This window comes from Ruminiclostridium cellobioparum subsp. termitidis CT1112, from assembly GCF_000350485.1.
Classification (GTDB): domain Bacteria; phylum Bacillota; class Clostridia; order Acetivibrionales; family DSM-1351; genus Ruminiclostridium; species Ruminiclostridium termitidis.
In genome coordinates, this window is the sequence record NZ_AORV01000043.1 from 58838 (window position 1) to 76113 (window position 17276).

Annotated in this window: 16 protein-coding genes and 1 pseudogene; all 17 read right to left on the reverse strand. The window is 43.4% G+C overall.

The window, feature by feature from the left end:
* Positions 1–27: 27 nt before the first annotated feature.
* The 17 genes and pseudogenes from CTER_RS15975 to CTER_RS16055 all read right to left on the reverse strand — a co-directional run bounded on the left by CTER_RS15975 (position 28) and on the right by CTER_RS16055 (position 17268).
* The gene (locus CTER_RS15975; RefSeq protein ID WP_004627076.1) at positions 28–1353 is read right to left on the reverse strand and encodes an O-acetylhomoserine aminocarboxypropyltransferase/cysteine synthase family protein; all 1326 of its coding nucleotides are present in this window, start codon (positions 1351–1353) and stop codon (positions 28–30) included.
* Positions 1354–1627: 274 nt separating this feature from the next.
* Positions 1628–2536, reverse strand: a complete 909-nt coding sequence (locus CTER_RS15980) for a PLP-dependent cysteine synthase family protein (protein WP_004627070.1) — start codon at positions 2534–2536, stop codon at positions 1628–1630.
* Between the two features lie 52 nt (positions 2537–2588).
* Entirely contained in the window at positions 2589–3773 is a 1185-nt protein-coding gene (locus CTER_RS15985; protein ID WP_004627150.1) for a trans-sulfuration enzyme family protein, read from the reverse strand.
* Positions 3774–3778: 5 nt separating this feature from the next.
* Positions 3779–4111: a NifB/NifX family molybdenum-iron cluster-binding protein gene (locus CTER_RS15990; protein WP_004627136.1), complete on the reverse strand. Its 333-nt coding sequence runs from the start codon at positions 4109–4111 to the stop codon at positions 3779–3781.
* A gap of 18 nt (positions 4112–4129) precedes the next feature.
* On the reverse strand, positions 4130–4975 hold the full coding sequence (locus CTER_RS15995; RefSeq protein ID WP_004627110.1) for a MetQ/NlpA family ABC transporter substrate-binding protein: 846 nt from the start codon (positions 4973–4975) through the stop codon (positions 4130–4132).
* A gap of 60 nt (positions 4976–5035) precedes the next feature.
* A complete protein-coding gene (locus tag CTER_RS16000; RefSeq protein ID WP_004627132.1) occupies positions 5036–5746 on the reverse strand; it encodes a methionine ABC transporter permease in 711 nt (236 codons plus the stop codon).
* Positions 5743–6535: pseudogene (locus CTER_RS16005) on the reverse strand (methionine ABC transporter ATP-binding protein). Before CTER_RS16005 ends, CTER_RS16000 begins: the two are co-directional and overlap by 4 nt.
* Before the next feature lie 8 nt (positions 6536–6543).
* Complete coding sequence (locus CTER_RS16010) at positions 6544–7860, reverse strand: nitrogenase component 1 (protein ID WP_004627156.1); 1317 nt, start codon at positions 7858–7860, stop codon at positions 6544–6546.
* Positions 7844–9325, reverse strand: coding sequence for a nitrogenase component 1 (locus CTER_RS16015; protein WP_004627033.1), 1482 nt, complete (start codon positions 9323–9325; stop codon positions 7844–7846). Before CTER_RS16015 ends, CTER_RS16010 begins: the two co-directional genes overlap by 17 nt.
* 56 nt (positions 9326–9381) lie before the next feature.
* Positions 9382–10260, reverse strand: a complete 879-nt coding sequence (gene nifH / locus CTER_RS16020) for a nitrogenase iron protein (RefSeq protein ID WP_004627179.1) — start codon at positions 10258–10260, stop codon at positions 9382–9384.
* A 198-nt stretch (positions 10261–10458) separates the two neighbouring features.
* A complete protein-coding gene (locus tag CTER_RS16025; protein ID WP_004627161.1) occupies positions 10459–10815 on the reverse strand; it encodes a NifB/NifX family molybdenum-iron cluster-binding protein in 357 nt (118 codons plus the stop codon).
* An 82-nt stretch (positions 10816–10897) separates the two neighbouring features.
* Positions 10898–11803: a radical SAM protein gene (locus tag CTER_RS16030; RefSeq protein ID WP_004627182.1), complete on the reverse strand. Its 906-nt coding sequence runs from the start codon at positions 11801–11803 to the stop codon at positions 10898–10900.
* A gap of 195 nt (positions 11804–11998) precedes the next feature.
* Entirely contained in the window at positions 11999–12163 is a 165-nt protein-coding gene (locus tag CTER_RS16035) for a YezD family protein (RefSeq protein ID WP_004627154.1), read from the reverse strand.
* 207 nt (positions 12164–12370) lie between these two features.
* Positions 12371–13879 carry a nitrogenase component 1 gene (locus CTER_RS16040; protein WP_004627160.1) on the reverse strand — a complete coding sequence of 503 codons (1509 nt, stop codon included), beginning with the start codon at positions 13877–13879 and terminating at the stop codon, positions 12371–12373.
* A gap of 72 nt (positions 13880–13951) precedes the next feature.
* On the reverse strand, positions 13952–15295 hold the full coding sequence (locus CTER_RS16045; protein WP_004627174.1) for a nitrogenase component 1: 1344 nt from the start codon (positions 15293–15295) through the stop codon (positions 13952–13954).
* A gap of 145 nt (positions 15296–15440) precedes the next feature.
* Entirely contained in the window at positions 15441–16376 is a 936-nt protein-coding gene (cysK, locus tag CTER_RS16050) for a cysteine synthase A (RefSeq protein ID WP_004627173.1), read from the reverse strand.
* Positions 16377–16626: 250 nt separating this feature from the next.
* On the reverse strand, positions 16627–17268 hold the full coding sequence (locus CTER_RS16055) for a CBS and ACT domain-containing protein (protein ID WP_004627060.1): 642 nt from the start codon (positions 17266–17268) through the stop codon (positions 16627–16629).
* Positions 17269–17276 lie beyond the last annotated feature (8 nt).

The following is a 17276-nucleotide window of genomic DNA, read 5'->3' on the forward strand; positions in this document are numbered from 1 at the left end:
AATTATTTCGCTAAAGCAAAAATCAGATCAGGCAACATCCTCGGATTTATTTGAAAAGGCATTACCGAACGCATTTTCCAGATCTCTTATCAAATCATCCGGGTCCTCAATTCCGATGGACAGTCTGATGGTTTCGGGAGGAATTTTTGCAAATTTTTGCTCCTCGGGTGTCAGTTCTCCATGAGTGGTTTTAGGTGAATTAATTATCAGTGATCTCGCATCCCCCACATTAGCGTGATAACTGAAAATCGTCGCAGAATCTATAAAGGTTTTTATCTGTTCCTCGGAAGCTTTTAAGCCAAATGTGAATATTGATCCTGCCCCCTTTGGAAGGTACTTTTTTGCCAGACTTTTATATTTGCTGCCTTTTGCAGCAGGGTGGTTTATCCATGCTACTTCTTCCCTTGTCTCAAGAAATCTGATTATTTTTTCAGCATTTGAAACCTGCTTCTGTACCCTTTCCGACAGGGTTTCAAGTCCCAACAGAGCCAGATATGCATCAAAAGGCCCAAGGGCTGCTCCAAAATAGGCCAGGTAATTTATTCTCACTCTGGTAGTAAAGGCTGCCGTGCCAAAAGCCTCCAGGAAGCTTCTTTCATTTCCGCTTGAATCCCTGAACAGGTAAACAGGTGCGGTAAACTGCGGAAACTTCCCATTGGCCCAGTTGAATTTCCCGCTTTCCAGAATCAATCCGGCTATGGCATTGCCATGCCCGTTAAGTGCCTTTGTGGCAGAATAAACTACTATATCCGCTCCATATTTAATGGGGTTCAGCAGATAGGGTGTTGCAAAGGTATTGTCTACAATTAGAGGAATATCATTTTCATGTGCTATAGCGGCAAGGGCTTCAATATCTGCAATTGTCGCATTGGGGTTGCTTATTGTTTCAACAAACAGGGCTTTTGTGTCGGGTTTTATTTTACTGCGCCATTCCTCAAGATGGTCAATATCACTTACCTGGTCGATTTCAATGTTGAAATTGGGATAGATCTTCTTGAAGCTGTCGAAGGTACCCCCGTATACCTGTGCCGTAGTCAGTATTCTTCCTCCGCCCTCAGCTACATTAAACAGTGAATAGGTAACTGCGGCCATACCGGACCCTACGGCTATTGCCGCCGATGCACCGTCCAGCGCTGCAATCCTTTTTTCCAGGACGTCAACAGTAGGGTTGCCTACACGTGTATAGAGATATCCGAACTCTGAAAAGCTGAACAGCCTTCCTGCCCTGTCGGTATCTCCCAGATCAAAGGAAGCTGTCTGGTATACCGGAACTGCTACCGAATAATTATGCTCCTTTGGATCATAGCCCGCTCTCACCTTTAAGGTATCAAAACTCAAATCTGAAATTTCCATACATACACCTCTTTCATTTTTTTATAAAAAATAGAGACTGTAAATAAATACAGTCTCTGGCTTTCCAGTCGACATTTATTTTTTAAAAATTTGGTTAATTTAATACGTTGTCTGGTTTGTCGATCAACTTTCCAGGAAAAATTGTTTGGAATTATACTGGTACTTCCGCACTAACGTCAAGCAATGAAGGCACACAAAGCTGAGAGTCGGTTAAATCTGCACAACGCATTAAAATTCATATTGATAAATCCCTATTAAAAATAAAATCATTTTTCTAAAATATATTCTTGCTTATATACCTGTCGCCCCTGTCGGGAAAAATCACCACCATGCTGACATTCTCAACCCGCTGGGAGATAACTCTGGCTGCATACAGTGCTGCTCCGGAGGAGGTTCCGACCAGCAGTCCTTCTTTTTCCGCCACCTGCCTGACCTCCTGTAAAGCCTGTGAATCATTGACCTTTATTACTTCATCTATCAATGTATTGTCCATGGTTTCAGGCATAAAGGTATTCCCTATCCCCTCTATACTGTAACACCCCGGCAGGCCTCCGCCCATGGTGGAACCCACAGGATCGGCCAGCACACCTTTTACATTGCCGTTTCTCTCTTTTATATATTTCAAAACACCTGAAATAGTTCCGCCGCTGCCTGCTCCTGCCACTATATAATCTATTTTTCCATCCAGATCCCTGTATATTTCCGGGCCGGTGGTATAATAATGGATTCTGGGATTAGCCTGGTTGGTGAACTGGCTCAGACACACAGAGTTTTCAACGGTCTCAAGCAGTTCCTGAACCTTTTCAAAAGCCCCGCTCATCCCCTTTTCAAGAGGTGTCTGTACGATTTCAGCCCCAAGAGCCTTCATAATGGTCAGTTTTTCCTGAGAAAATTTTTCAGGAACGGCAAATATGATTCTATATCCTTTGTTTAATGCAGCCAGAGCTATACCTATACCGGCATTTCCGGCAGTGGCCTCAAGAATTGTGGAGCCTTCCTTCAGTATTCCATTTTTCTCGGCATCCTCGATCAATGCCGTCCCCATCCTGTCCTTTACACTTCCCCCGGGATTGAACAGTTCCAGCTTTGCAAAAACTTTTACCGATTCCTTTATTCCCATATTGTTCAGTCTTAGAACAGGGGTATTTCCAATAAGCTCGCGAATGTCATTGTAATATTTCATATGGACCTCCTTTTATGCTTTAACAAGTTGATAGTTATAACAGATGCTCCTATTATTTTCGTTTCGCCTTGTTAAAAGCATTACCGAGGTCATTTATTATGGCTTCCTTATCTTCAATACCAACCGACAGACGAATCAAGTTGTCGACAATCCCTACCTTCTGTCTGATTTCGTACGGGATGGAGGCATGGGTCATGCTTGCGGGATGGCTTACAAGTGATTCAACTCCTCCCAGGCTCTCTCCGAGAGTAATCAGACTGACATTCTTAAAAAACAGCTTTATATCATAGTCTTCGGATAAAACGAAAGAGATCATTGCTCCCGGGCCGTATGCCTGTTTTTTGTGTATTTCATAGCCTTCCGAAACCTCAAGCCCCGGATAATATATTTTTGTCACACCTTCATGATTTTTAAGAAAATCCACAACATGCCTGGAATTTTCAATGTGTCTGTCCAATCTCACTGCCAGTGTTTTGATTCCTCTCAGCAGCAGCCAGGAATCAAAGGGCGGCAATACTCCGCCGGTTGCATTTTGAAGGAATTTCAGACGTGCAGCGGTCTCACTGTCCTTGACAACCACAAGACCGGCAATTACATCACTGTGCCCTCCAAGATATTTGGTAGCACTGTGGATTACAATATCTGCTCCAAGCTCCAGGGGCCTTTGCAGATACGGAGTCATAAAGGTGTTGTCAACAATGGTGAGCGCCCTGTTTTTCCGGGCAATCCCGGCTACTTTCCCGATATCGGTTATTGTCAGCAAAGGATTTGCCGGACTTTCCACGATTACTGCTGCAACTCCCGGAACCACTTTGCTCTCCACCTCGTCAATGTTTGAAGTATCGGCGATTTCATATTCTAGGCCGAAGTTTTTAAAAACCTTGTCCAAAACCCTGAAGGTGCCCCCATATACATTATTTGAAATGATAACCCTATCACCGCTTTTCAGCAAAAGCAGCACAGCTGTGATTGCTGCCATTCCCGAGGCAAAGGCAAAGCCGGCTTCTCCTCCCTCAAGCTGGTTGATAAGTGCTTCAAGTGCTTCCCTTGTGGGATTTCCCGTTCTCGAATATTCATATCCCTTATGCTGTCCCAGTTCAATCTGCCTGTAGGTGGAGGTTTGATAAATGGGCACACTTACTGCGCCCGTTCTTTCATCCCCGTCTATTCCCCCGTGTATTAACAAAGTGTTAAAATTGCTTTGCATGTGTGATTCAGTTAACATTTCACTTTCCATATGTTTTAGCCCTCCTTCAAAATATTTTTTTCAACAAACTTCTTCAAAACCTCGGAAACAGAATATGGTGCTTCAAAAACTCTGAAACCTTTTTTGTTGACAAAGGACAATGCTCCCATACCTATCTGGCCTACTATTATTGACCGGCAGTCTTCAATAAGCTTTAAAGTTCCTGCAAATCCATCTTCATCATGCTTATTGGCAGCCCTCTGCTTTCTGTTCTCAATATATTCAAAACCGTCCTCATTTATATCATATATATAAAAACTGGATGCCCTTGCAAAGTGAAGGTCTATATTTACACCGTCACTGCTTGCTACCGCAACTCTTTGACCCATTTAACTACCTATGCCTTCCTAAAACGCCGGTATTACTGCGCCTTTATATTTTTCCTCGATGAACTTGCGAACCTCTTCTGTTGTTAATGCATTTTTTAATGCTTCTATAGCAGGCTCATTGACTCTGCTGCTTTTGGTAACAAGTATATTTGCATAGGGAGAATCCTTGCCCTCTCTGAATAGGGCAGAGTTTGCATCAATGCCGGCTTCAAGTATTTTATTGGTATTGGTTATGTAGCCGTCAAAATCATCCTTCAATCTTATCAGTTGAGCCGAATCAATTTCCTTGATTTCAATTTTCTTTGTGTACTCTGCTATGTCCTTTACCGTGGCCGAATGCTCCGGCAAATCGCTCTTTAATTTGATGAAACCGTTTGTTTCAAGAATTTTCAGTGCCCTGTACTCATTTGTCACATCGTTTGGTATACCTATTACGGCACCCTCAGGAATTTCTTCCTTTGTTTTATATTTTACAGAGTAGAGACCAATTGGCTCAACATGTATATTTCCTGCATTTGCCAGGTCATAACCCTTTTCTTTTTTTAGTGAATCAAGGTAGGGCTGATGCTGGAAAAAATTAACGTCAAATTCTCCATTATCGGTATCTTCATTGCCGTGGTCATTCTGTAAAATTGTGATTTCAAGATTCACTCCCTGTTCGGCAAGCTTGGGTTTCACAAAGTTCAGCAGTTCGGAATGCGGTACCTGGTCGGCCAGCACCTTCAGGGTAACCGGATTGGCCTTTGACAGGGTCTGCCCGGCAGCAGCACTTCGGCCAGCCGCAGTATCCGACTTTCCGCAGCCTGAAACCACCATTAAAATTGATATAACTCCTATGATAACTGATAAAAATTTCTTTTTCATAAAATTGATCGTCCTTTCGTTTTGTATAAATTGTTTTAACTTATTAATCAGCAATTTTCTTTACATCAGAAATCTTTTCTTTATGATATGTTTTGAAAGTGTATCCCCAAGAAACTGAACAAGCTGAACGATTATTATAAGCACCAGCACCGCAGCGATAAGTATATCTGTCTTGAACCTGGAATAGCCGAACCTTACTGCCACATCTCCCAGACCGCCTGCTCCGAAGGAGCCTGCCAGAGCAGTTGTGGCAATTATGGCGATAATTGCCACAGTGAAAGCTCTGATCAGTGAAGGTAATGCCTCCGGTATTAGGACTTTGGTTATTATATAAATGTTCGGAGTGCCCATAGCTTTGGCAGCCTCTATTTTGCCTTTTGCAACCTCCAGTATGCTGCTTTCCACAAGCCTCCCGAACATGGGAACACAGCTTGCGACCAAAGCCAGTATACATGCTTCGGGCCCATAGGCTCTGCCGATAAAAAATCTGGAAAGCGGCAGTGTAAGTATTATAAGTATCATGGAGGGAAGTGATCTCAGTACATTGACAATGGCTCCCAGCACTCTGTTGAATATTGGGAGGGGATGTATTCCCTGCTTATCCGTAACAACGAGGACTATTCCCAGAATAACGCCCAGGAGGAGGGTAAAGACGGTAGTCAGGACTGTCATATACAGTGTGTCTTTTATAGCAGGTGCTACAATCTGCCATACATCTTTTCCGAATGCACTTCTGATAACTTCAAAAATACTGCTGTTATTCAGATTCATATATACTCACCCTCCTTTACCCACTGGTTTGCGGCAAATTCCGCATTTATTTTGACAAACAGCTTTGCCGTGTCACTTCTGGGATTTTGAAATATGTCCCGGACAGCTCCCTGTTCGACTATAACTCCGCTTTCCAGTACAGCCATATTGTTGCAGGAATATTTTATAACCTCCAGTTCATGGGTTATCAAAATTATGGTGAGACCCAGCTTTCTGTTTATATCCTTCAGGAGATCAAGCACCGAAAGAGTTGTCTGGGGGTCAAGGGCCGAGGTTGCTTCATCGCTCAGCAGTACATCCGGATTGTTGGCAAGAGCCCTGGCAATTCCCACTCTCTGCTTCTGTCCCCCGCTCAGCTGTCCTATTTGACAGTTTATTTTGTCACTTAGTTCCACAAGCTCCAGAATTTCCTCCACCCTGTTTCTGATATGCCTTTTATCACAGCCGGCAATTTCAAGCGGGTAGGCTACATTTCCGAAAACAGTCCGGGAATCAAAGAGATTGAAGTGCTGAAAGATCATTCCGATTTTTTGGCGGTGATGATTCAGCTCTTTTTTTGTACAGTGCCGTAATTTCATGCTCTCCAATCCTTATCCTGCCGCAATCGGGTTTTTCAAGCCGGTTCAGACATCTTATAAGCGTTGACTTTCCGGCTCCGCTGAAACCCACAATTCCAAAAATATCGCCTTGCTCAAGCTCAAGATTGATACCTTTTAATACTTCTACATTTCCATCCGCGTTTTTAAACGTCTTATACAAATCTTCTATTGATATGAAACTGATCCCCATGCTAACCTCTATCTGTACGTATTCAGCACTCTGTCATATATGTCTTCAATTGTTCTCAAGCCGCCATTATACCCTGCATACCCGCAGTTAAGCACCAGCCTGTAGGTTACGGGAGCACTGATTATAAGCAGGTCGGCCTTGATATCGCTGGCGAGATCTCTTTCCCAGCCGCTTCCCAGTATTATGGCCCTGTTTTTCTGGGGCTCTTCCCTGATTTCCTGCTGTATGACCCCGCCGTCTATGGAAAACGCCACTTCGGCGGATCTTAAATCCGAAATCCCCGCAAACAGCTTTTTTATTTCCTCCCTGAATTCCTCAGGTGTATCGTCTATCACATATTGTTTTGCCGGAATAATACCAAGTTCATTTAAAAGAAATTTTGAGAAACCTATGGAATAGGCAGCATCCAATATGGTATAAAACCTTCTGGGTATGCCATATCTGAATTCAAGCATGAAGTCGGCGGTTCTCTCAATAAAGGAATAATATTTCTCCTCTTCCTTTTGAATAAAGGCTTCAACTTTTTTGCTGTCCAGCTTCCCAAAGCCGGCGACCTGTTTTAAAAATCTGGTTGTCTCTATTCCGCCTATGGGAAGATATGGGAAATGTACATACGGCGTTCGGTATTTTTCCTGGAGATGCTTTACTATTCCAAGCCCGGTCCAGGTGTTGATTAAAATATTGAACTCGGCATCGGGAATGGTTTTCCATTCCTCCACGCCCCCCGATCCATTTCCGAAAAGTATGTTTACCTTCAAGCCTATTCCCTCAAGAATACGCTTGATTTCTTCCAGATTTCCATTCCAGTAGGGATCCTGGTAAGGAACGGTGGCAAATACATTTACAAGACCTTTTTGAATATTTCCGCCCTTGTTGTGAACATCTACATATTGGTCTATGATGGCATTTACAACTGCCTCATGGCTGACATAGTTATTGCTTTTGAAGCCGCCGGTCTCAGCATAGACAATGGGTCTGCCCTGTGCCTGGTACTCACCTGTGACCCTGCCCACATCATCCCCTACTATATCTGAGGTACAGCCTGTGAGTATAACATACAGATCGGCATCTATGACCTTGAAAGCACCGTCAACGACATTCCTGAGCCTTCCTTCACCACCGTACACCACCTCGGCTTCGCCGGCGTTTGTGCAGGGAATGGTATTTCCTCCCGCATAGCCCTCTCCCTGGCCGATAAGGCTGCTTACCTTGGAACTGCAGCCGGGGCCTGCATGCAATATGGGTACCCCTCTTTTTATGGCAACAACGGTTTGTTGTGCTCCTATGGCACAGGAATATCTGGGCTGCTCAATAAACTTCAACATCAACATTACCTCCCAGGAAAGAGAATGGATCCTGCTCCAGCCACCACTTCGTATACGGCATGGAGCTGTGCTTTGCAAGATTTGTCACAAATTCTTTATTATCAAGTGTTTCAAGTATTCTTTCGGCATAGTTCAGAACTCCCTGGTATCCGAAGCCAAACTGTTCATCACCTATCAAAAGCGTCGGTACTCCCAGCTTTGCTCCCCAGAGCGTCATTCCCCCATGTCTTGCTATCATTATGTCGGGACGTACTCTGTTCAGTATGTTAACAAGTTCGTAAGCCTGCTTGTTACAAACATTGTAGTTATGAACGTCTCCATAGGTATTGACATCATGGGCCAGAGCATCGGAGGTGGGATCATCATTGTCATATATGGGATCATGATGGAATATGGCAGCCCCCTGAACCTGAAACCCAAGTTCCCTCAAAAGTGCTATCAGAGCATGGCCGTGAGCCGCGCCTGCTGTCAGATATGCGGTTTTTCCCTGAAGTTTTTTGCGGTATTCCTCCAGAAGCGGCAAAACCCTTGCATGCTCCTTTTTGATATATTCCTCGATTTCAGCTTCCCTGTTGAGAACCCTGCCCAGCTCTCCAAGCCATGCATCTGTACCGGGTATGCCATAGGCAGGGGGAGCTTTGATTTCGGGTACACCGTACACCTTTTCAAGGGCTGCGCCTATATAGGTTCCCAGTGTGGGACATATCTGTATGGTAGCTGCCGCTTCGGAAATATATTCAAGGTCTGCTACGGTGGAGAAGGGAACAACATAATTGGCTTCATAGCCAAGAGGTTTCAATATGTCGTCAAATATCCTGCTTCCCCAAAAGTTTATTATATTTACCTTATTGGTCTTCTTTCTGGGCGGTTTGACAATTTTTCTGACTATTGAGTGGTAGGCCGAATCAAAGCCGGTAGTCCAGATTTTTGATTTGAAGCCCTCGCAGTAGCAGCCTACCACAGGTATTCCCAGCTCTTCGGTCATATCGTTTGCCACAAATTCCACATCATCACCGATGATGGCCGAAGCACATGAAGTGGTGATGAATATGGCATTGGGCCTTACTCTCTCATAAACCTCCCTGACAGTCTCCCTCAGTTTGGCTGTGGCACCGAATATGGTATCCTTCTCCTCTATGTTTGTGTTAAAATATCTTCCCATTGCGGTTGGCAGGTCTCTTTCCATCTGCCCTACCCTGTAAACAAAGTTAAAACTGAAGAAATCTCCCGAACAGCCAACCGGAGCATGATTGATAATGGCCGCATCCTTGATCATGGAAAGCTGGCAAAAAGCATTTCCCGAGCTGCAGCCCATACATTGGCTGAAGCTCCTGGTACTGTCCTGAAGTTTTCCTGTTCTTGCACATTTAACAAGCTCACCGGCCGAACCTTCATAACCGGTTATCGAACCCAGCCGAACTTCACGAATCTGCACCTCGGGACTTTTTATATTAATTGAACTCACCCACAAGACCTCCTTAAATACTGGTACTTACACTGGTATATATATTGGGAAATATATTACAGATTACCTGCTGCTTCTGTCCTCACTTCACCGGTTTCCAGGGCCAGCAGATAATCTCCCCATTTTGCGGCCCAGGCCCTGAGGTCGGAGACCTCCAGAGGTGCCGGAACCTTTGACTGCTCATGTACGGCAATCTTAGCCGCAAGTGATTTATATACCTGCGCCTGCTTTGAGTCAGGAGCTGCTTCAATTGTTGTCTTTCCCTGAAGCTCACTTTGTGTGACGGTAACCGACCGGGGCACATATTCAACCACCTGGGTATTTGTCTGCTTTACAAAATCATCTATAATATCTTTGGCATAGGGAGCATTTATTGAATTTGCAATAACCCCCCCAAGCAGTGCCCCGCCTGAATTTGAATATTTGTGTATCCCTTTGAAAAGGTTATTTGCAGCATATACTGCCATGAAATCGGCCGAGGAAACCGTAAATACATGTTCGGCAATACCTTCCCTGATAGGGACTGCAAAACCTCCACAGACAACATCACCGAGAACGTCATATATAACATAATCCAGGTCCAGTTCCTCAAATATATTCTGCTGTTTGAACAGCTGCACCGCCGTAATTATTCCTCTTCCCGCGCATCCCACACCAGGTGCGGGCCCGCCGGCCTCTACACAGTAAATTCCGTTGAAGCCTTCAAATATAACCTCATGTGCCTTAACTGAATTTTTCTCACGCAAGGTATCCAATACGGTAGGTATATAATTTCCCCCTCTGAGAGTATTGGTGGAATCACTTTTAGGATCGCAGCCGAACTGCATTACCTTGTAGCCTGCTACAGAAAGCGCCGCGCTGATATTTGAAGTTGTTGTTGACTTTCCTATACCCCCTTTACCGTAAATCGCTATCTGCTTGATCTTTTTAGCCATTTAATTCCTCCGTTCCGCTGCTGTGCAGCGACATAAATAGTATTGAAAAGCCTCTTGAGGCTTTTTGCGGCTTGAAATGAAAGATGAATGCTCTGAATGTATTTTTCAAGCTTGCCTCCTGTCCCCAATACACCTGTAAAATTAATTTGTGTGTCAATTATTAAAATTCATTGGGGTTATAATTTTTTAAAATATGATTTATTTACTAACTGTATCCTTTGAGTGAATCAGTGAAGCAATAACTTTATTCAATGCCGTATAAATCAGATCGGGAATTACATATGCCCTTATTCCGGCATTGCCCAGTGCCTGTTCGGCACCGTACCCTATCTGGGAAACCACCACTACACTGCAGTCCGACAAATCTCTTATTACCTGCTCCAGAGCCGGTTCACTGTGCTGGCTGGAGCTGCAAGGCGGTACGGTGTTTCTGATTTCCTTGAAATCCCACTCTCCACCATCGGAAATTTCAAAAATAATAAATTGTCTGCTGTGGCCGAAATGCTGATTTACAACTTTGCCATCACTGCTGGCGACCGCTATTCTGTAAGACATAATGACCTCCTGTCTGTAACTCAGACACATTTGCTTTAAATGTCAAAATCTATAAATATTAATAAAAAATATAATTTTTACCTTATCCGTGTGAAAAGGTCTGCAAGGGCTGATCATAAAGCAGCTCGGCCAGATCCTTTCCTTTTCCTGGAATCCCGCAGGCATCGGCCCGGCACTGCTGGCAATGCCTGAAAACCTGAAGATATTTTTCGGCAGTTACCCTGGCACTGTTCAATTCGCTACAATCGGGAGCTCTGTGGCTGATCAGCTCATTCTGGGGGATCAAAGGTATGATGTTCATAACCGAAGCACCTGCCTCCGAAGTTACTTTAGCTATCTCTTCAATATGCTGCAAATTGATTCCCGGGATCAGAACGGTATTGACCTTCACGGTAACTCCTGCACGGCTTATTTTCCTGATACCCTCCAGCTGTTTATTTATCAGGACTTGAGCTCCTTCCCGTCCTCGGAGGTATTCACCCTTGTAAAATATTCCTGAACATATATCCTTTAATATTTCAGCATCAACGGCATTTACAGTAACGGAAATTGTCTTTACGCCTGCCTCGGTGATTCTTTCGGCGTATTCGTACAGCATCAGTCCATTTGTGCTGAGACATTTTATTAATTGGGGATATTTTTTATCAATCAGTTCAAAGGTCTCGAGTGCGCCGGCGGTTGCAAGAGTATCCCCCGGTCCGGCTATTCCTACAACTGTTATATCGGGGCAGAGCCAGAGTGCCTTTTCAAGCGTATCCAAAGCTTCCCTGGGATTCAGAACCTTACTTGCAACCCCCGGTCTGTTCTCGGTTTTATTTATGCTTCTTTTACAGAATTTGCATTGAATATTACATGTAGGACTTACGGGCAAGTGTATGCGTCCGTACTTGAAGTGAGCTTCACCGCTGAAACAGGGGTGCTTCTTAACCAAATGATCAAATTTTTCTTCTGTTGTTGCAACAGAAACATTTAAAGAATTAATTCCCACAAAATACCACCTCTTTAAAAACTGAATTATTTTCTTAAAAGACATAGATATACATATACATATGGCTGTTCCGGTTAAATTCCACTTTTGTTTGCCAGTCAACAAAAAAAGACCAAGCAAAGCCTTTCTCGGCTTAACTTAGTCTCTAATATCTTTAGTCAACTAACCTATTGAATAATTTTCAAAAATATGTAGTTATTTAACTCTTACCTTCTCATTCTTTTCAATCTGAATGAGTCTACCGTCTTGAAATACAAGTGTTATGGAGCCATATTTCAGAGTCTTTGCCATTTCGTATAATTTCTCTAAATCATCTTTTGAGATTGGTACTTTTAACTGATTATCCTGAGCTATACCCACTTCAGCACCACCTTTACGAAATTGTTGGAACTTATATTTCATGCTCCTTAAAAATCATATTATTTCGTATAAATACAAATTCCCATTAAAATGATTAATCATATATGTTTTATATGTTATTAAGAGTATAGTATGAGACCGCCCAAATGTCAATAGGTTTTCGTTAAAAAAATTACATATTTTGAAAATATGTAATTTAAAATTTGTTTATAATGCCAGGCTGCTGTCGATATAAGAAAATGGATTTTTGCCGTACCATTCTGCTTTATATGGCAGTTTTATATTATTCTTCAAATTTTTACTGAATTGGGTGTTCTTCAGGACTTTTGCGACCCTTTTCGTCAATTCATACATACCTGAATAGCCCATATAGTTTAGTGATTGCACAAAAATCGGAAACACCGGAATGCCCTGCTTTGCTGCCCAGCCGTTAATACCTGCGTGACCTACATAAAGATCCGGTTTTAATTCCTCAAGGAGGTTGGCCTGTTCAAAAGGTTGACCTGTTGCCACATTAAACAGAATATTTTCCTTCCCGGGCAAACCGTCAATCAGAGGATCTGCAAATTCATCATAATGGTAGCCTCTTACACCAAGTACTTCGAAACCTATATCCTGGAACAATTCCGCAGTTGTTAAAATTCTGATTTCCCCGCCTGACAGCAAAACCCGTTTGCCCTTCAACTGATTTCTGAAAGGCTCCAAGGCCTTGTTCAGTGCCTTTGTCTCAGCCTCGATCAAACCTTTTGCCCTGTCTGTCTCACCAAAAAATCCAGCTATATCCAGCAGCCATTTGCCGGTATTGCGGATGCCTATGGGTATGGTATGAAGTATATATGGAATATTATATTTTTCCTTCAGATGCTTGACGAAATAATCGTCATGAGTAGCACAAATACTGATATTCAAGGCTGCTTCGGTTGCCAGTTCAAAATCATCGGGATGTGCAAAGCATGGAAGAAATCTCACATTCAGCTCCAAAGCCTTCAATAATCTCTCAAGTTCCAGCTCATCAGCCCTGCTCATGGAGGAAACATTAAGAACATTCACATTGCGGCTTCTCCTATACTTTTCCTTCATCACTTCGAGTTCATCTTCAATCAGATAACCGTTTTCCTCCGGTTTATCCACCAGGTTTCTAAGAATCCCATGGTAGGCTGAATCGTATGCACTGGCCATAATCTTTGTCTTGAAGCCCTCACAATGCACAGGTACCAGTTTTGCAGCGGTCTGCTGCTGCAGCCCGGCTACCACACCGTCGATATCGTCACCGATCAACGCAGGAACACAGCTGTTTACAATTATAATGGAACTGGGCCTGAACTCATTATCAGCAAATATAATTGCTTCCCTGAGCTTTTGCTCGCCTCCGTTGATAACATCCCCCTCATCAAGGTTTGTATTGATCCATATGTAACCCTTTGCATTACTGTCTCTGAGTTTATGATACTGGGTGGTCAGAGCTCCGAAAGAAAGTCCTGCACCCCCGCAGCCTATGGGGCCGTGTATTATTACAACAGAATCCCTTATTGTATTCAATATTGACATACTCAGATTCAGCTGACAGCCCTGGGTCTGGGCAAAAGTTCTTTTGGTTTTATTCAGACAGCCTTTCTTTCCCGTCCTCGATAATTCACAGCAGGAACCTCCGAAAGCATTACAGGCCTTTAATCTGTCCTCCCTGACAGGTGGTGTTTTTTCTTTGATATAATTCATCCTAAACTCCATTCCGCTGCCGAGCAGCCCACAAATACTAATAAAAAGACGCTTTTTTCAAGTCAGCCTTCACTATCTACTTGCCACAAGAACACCGAAAATATCTTCCGTCAGCCTCAAAGCGCCGTCATAGCCCGCATAAGCCCTGTCAAGCACAACTCTGTTGCATACCGGGTATGTCACACTTAAATGCCCTGCGCTTATCCTGTCAGCCGCATCTCTTTCAAAGGAACTGCCAAGGATGAAGGCGGGACTGAAGCTGTTGTAATATCTTTCACCGTTACCCGGAGTACAGTGATAATTAACCTCTTTAAGCACACCTGACGTATGTGTATTAAAAATAACTTTTGGTTTAATACCTGATGCATAGTTTTTAAATCTTGTTAAAATCAAAGCTCTGTCAGCAGCACTCAGATTGTCGTCAGTGATTATTACCAGCTCGGGCAGCCAGCCTATATCATCGGAAAGATATCTGGCAAGTGCCTGGGCATAATTTGAATCACCCACCACAACTGCATATCTTTGAAGATCGATATCGCTGTAAATATCCGCAAGTCTTTCAATATAACCGTAATACCGCTTTTTTTCCGCCTTTATGACAATGTCTGTAAAGGCCCCATCAATACCCAGTGCCCTGCCGACTTCATTCATAAAAAGTCCGGTGCCATAGTCCCCAATCGGAAATGGGACACTGATATACGGTACGTTGTGCACCTCTTCAAAAACTTTTGCCGCTTCTATTCCGAAGGTATCCGATACAACAATATTCAATACCGCTCTGGAAGAGTCTTTCAGGTCGGAGAGTGTCTCACCCTCTCCGAAAAAGGTATTAACGCGGTAACCGAGTTTGGAAACAAGACCTTTCAGTACCTTTAGATTCCCCTTCCAGAATACATCCTGTACCGGAACCACTCCCCACAGGTTTACAAGCTTTTCATCCTTTTCCTCGTGCTTTTCAACATAATCCCTGAACAAGGCTTGAAGTACCAGATCATAGCCTCTGAAGGAATTTCCCTTGAAACCCCCGGTATTTATTGCATAAACCGGATCACCCCTGGTCTTGAAATGACTTGCGACACTCCGGACATCATCACCAATCATCTCAACCATGCACCCTGTCAGCACAAAATAAAGCTCACCATCCACAACCTCAAGAGTTTTTTCTATCTGCTCCTTAAGCCTCTCCTCTCCTCCAAAAATGATTTCATTTTCATATACATTAGTGCTTGGCAGCGCCAAACCACTGCAGTAACCGCTCCCGGCGTATCCTGCGGCACCGTTGTGAGCATTGGCAAGATTGCTGCCGCAGCCCGCCGCGGCATGAATGATAGATATTACTCCCGGCAGCGCACTTAAGGTTGATATTGCCCCGCCCAGCGAACATAAATACCTTGGACGATCAATAATTGTGCTCATTAAAATACCTCCTGAAACACAGTTCTATATTATAGTATTCCTATATTAATACTATGTTTTGTGATTTAACTAAAAGGGTTTAACCCCCTTTAATATTAAAAATATATGTTGATTTTTGGGTCATTGCTGTATAGCTGTTCCAGTTTTAAACATCCTGGAACAGAACAGTAGACAGATACCTTTCCCCTGTATCCGGAAGTAGAGCAACTATGGTTTTTCCCTTGTTTTCAGGTCTCTTTGCCAGCTGCACGGCAGCAAAAGCGGCGGCACCTGACGAGATACCTACCAGCAAACCCTCCCTTTTTGCCAATTCCCTGGCAGTATCTACGGCCTCTTCATTTTTTACCTTGTATATTTCGTCGATTATACTTCTGTTGAGAACATCCGGGATGAAACCTGCGCCGATACCTTGAATTTTGTGTGAACCTTTTACTCCTCCCGACAATACCGGCGAGTCAAAGGGCTCAACAGCAACAATCCGAACTTCCGGTTTTCTTTCCTTCAACACTTCTCCCACACCGGTAATAGTCCCGCCTGTTCCTACTCCTCCTACAAATATATCAACCTTACCATCGGTATCCTTCCATATTTCCTCTGCAGTGGTTCTTCTATGTATTTCCGGGTTGGCAGGATTCTTGAACTGCTGCGGTATAAATGAGTTTGGAGTCTGTGCGGCAATTTCTTCAGCTTTCCTTATTGCTCCGGGCATACCGTCAGTACCTGGTGTTAAAACAAGTTCCGCACCTAAAGCCTTTAATAGGCTTCTTCTTTCAACGCTAAAGGTTTCAGGAAGAGTTATCACAAGTTTATAACCCTTGGCTGCCGCCACAAATGCAAGAGCTATACCCGTGTTTCCGCTGGTAGGCTCGATTATGACCGTATCCTTGTTAACAAATCCTCTTTCCTCGGCATCCTTTATCATTGCATATCCTATTCTGTCCTTGACACTGCCGGCCGGATTGAAATATTCAAGCTTTACAAGCAATCTGGCCTGGAGGCCGTTGGCCTGACTGTAATTGGACAGCTCTAAAAGCGGAGTATTTCCAATCAGATCTGTGAGGTTACTTGCTATTTTTGACATATAATCTCCCTTCTGCATGTATGCATTTACTTCAGTAATACATGCAAAAAATAGTAACAGGTTTTATCTTCCCTCTCAATAACGCCGTTAATATCGGCAAAAACACTTCTACAGGGTATAAAAAAAAGAGACAATGCCTTAATACCATAATGGTATATCTCATTGCCTCCGGTTTTCCAGTCAGTAATAGTATTCCTATTTGTTTACTAGTATTTTATACTACACCAATCGGTCTGTCAATATATAAATTTTATTTGTTCTGAATTCTATAAATTATCCTGGCGCCCTGTTCTGCAATATATTTCTCAATCTCGGTGGTGTTGAGCGAGTTGGTTCCTATGACAACATTGCTCTTTCCGAAAGCACTGCTGTATACCGCTACATGAGTTATATTGGCATTGAATTTTGCAAATGTACTTGTGATCATGGACAGCATTCCCGGGGCGTCATCCACCTCGATGGTCATTCTGGTACCGGGCTCTCTGAAGCCGAGAAGTTCTATAAAGGAATCAAATATATCACTTTCTGTAATAATACCTACCAGCTTTTCGTTATCGACTACAGGAAGAAATCCTATGTCATTATCCCTCATCAAAAGTGCTGCTTCTTCCAGAAGAGCATTGGAAGTTACAGTTACAGGATTCTTTGACATTATGCTGCTGATTTTGGTCTTTGCAAGCAGGTAAGTTATTTCACCCATGCTTAATGCCGTTGCTTTGGAGGGGGAAACCTTTACAATATCCCCTCTTGACACGACACCCACCAGCTTTCCGTTGTCAACAACCGGCAGACGCTTTATGCCGTTATTTTTGATTATTTCCTGGGCATCCGGAATTGTCTGTGCCGGTGAAATTGTAAAAGGATTTGAAGTCATTTTGTTTTTAACAAACATATTAGCCT

What these genes read in the sequence shown, in the direction of transcription:
- CTER_RS15990 (WP_004627136.1), bottom strand. Translation starts at nt 4,111, where the DNA reads ATGGGTCAAAGAGTTGCGGTAGCAAGCAGTGACGGTGTAAATATAGAC.
- CTER_RS15980 (WP_004627070.1), bottom strand. Translation starts at nt 2,536, where the DNA reads ATGAAATATTACAATGACATTCGCGAGCTTATTGGAAATACCCCTGTT.
- CTER_RS16025 (WP_004627161.1), bottom strand. Translation starts at nt 10,815, where the DNA reads ATGTCTTACAGAATAGCGGTCGCCAGCAGTGATGGCAAAGTTGTAAAT.
- CTER_RS15985 (WP_004627150.1), bottom strand. Translation starts at nt 3,773, where the DNA reads ATGGAAAGTGAAATGTTAACTGAATCACACATGCAAAGCAATTTTAAC.
- CTER_RS16045 (WP_004627174.1), bottom strand. Translation starts at nt 15,295, where the DNA reads ATGAGCACAATTATTGATCGTCCAAGGTATTTATGTTCGCTGGGCGGG.
- CTER_RS16040 (WP_004627160.1), bottom strand. Translation starts at nt 13,879, where the DNA reads ATGAATTATATCAAAGAAAAAACACCACCTGTCAGGGAGGACAGATTA.
- CTER_RS16010 (WP_004627156.1), bottom strand. Translation starts at nt 7,860, where the DNA reads ATGTTGAAGTTTATTGAGCAGCCCAGATATTCCTGTGCCATAGGAGCA.
- cysK (WP_004627173.1), bottom strand. Translation starts at nt 16,376, where the DNA reads ATGTCAAAAATAGCAAGTAACCTCACAGATCTGATTGGAAATACTCCG.
- nifH (WP_004627179.1), bottom strand. Translation starts at nt 10,260, where the DNA reads ATGGCTAAAAAGATCAAGCAGATAGCGATTTACGGTAAAGGGGGTATA.
- CTER_RS15995 (WP_004627110.1), bottom strand. Translation starts at nt 4,975, where the DNA reads ATGAAAAAGAAATTTTTATCAGTTATCATAGGAGTTATATCAATTTTA.
- CTER_RS16000 (WP_004627132.1), bottom strand. Translation starts at nt 5,746, where the DNA reads ATGAATCTGAATAACAGCAGTATTTTTGAAGTTATCAGAAGTGCATTC.
- CTER_RS15975 (WP_004627076.1), bottom strand. Translation starts at nt 1,353, where the DNA reads ATGGAAATTTCAGATTTGAGTTTTGATACCTTAAAGGTGAGAGCGGGC.
- CTER_RS16055 (WP_004627060.1), bottom strand. Translation starts at nt 17,268, where the DNA reads ATGTTTGTTAAAAACAAAATGACTTCAAATCCTTTTACAATTTCACCG.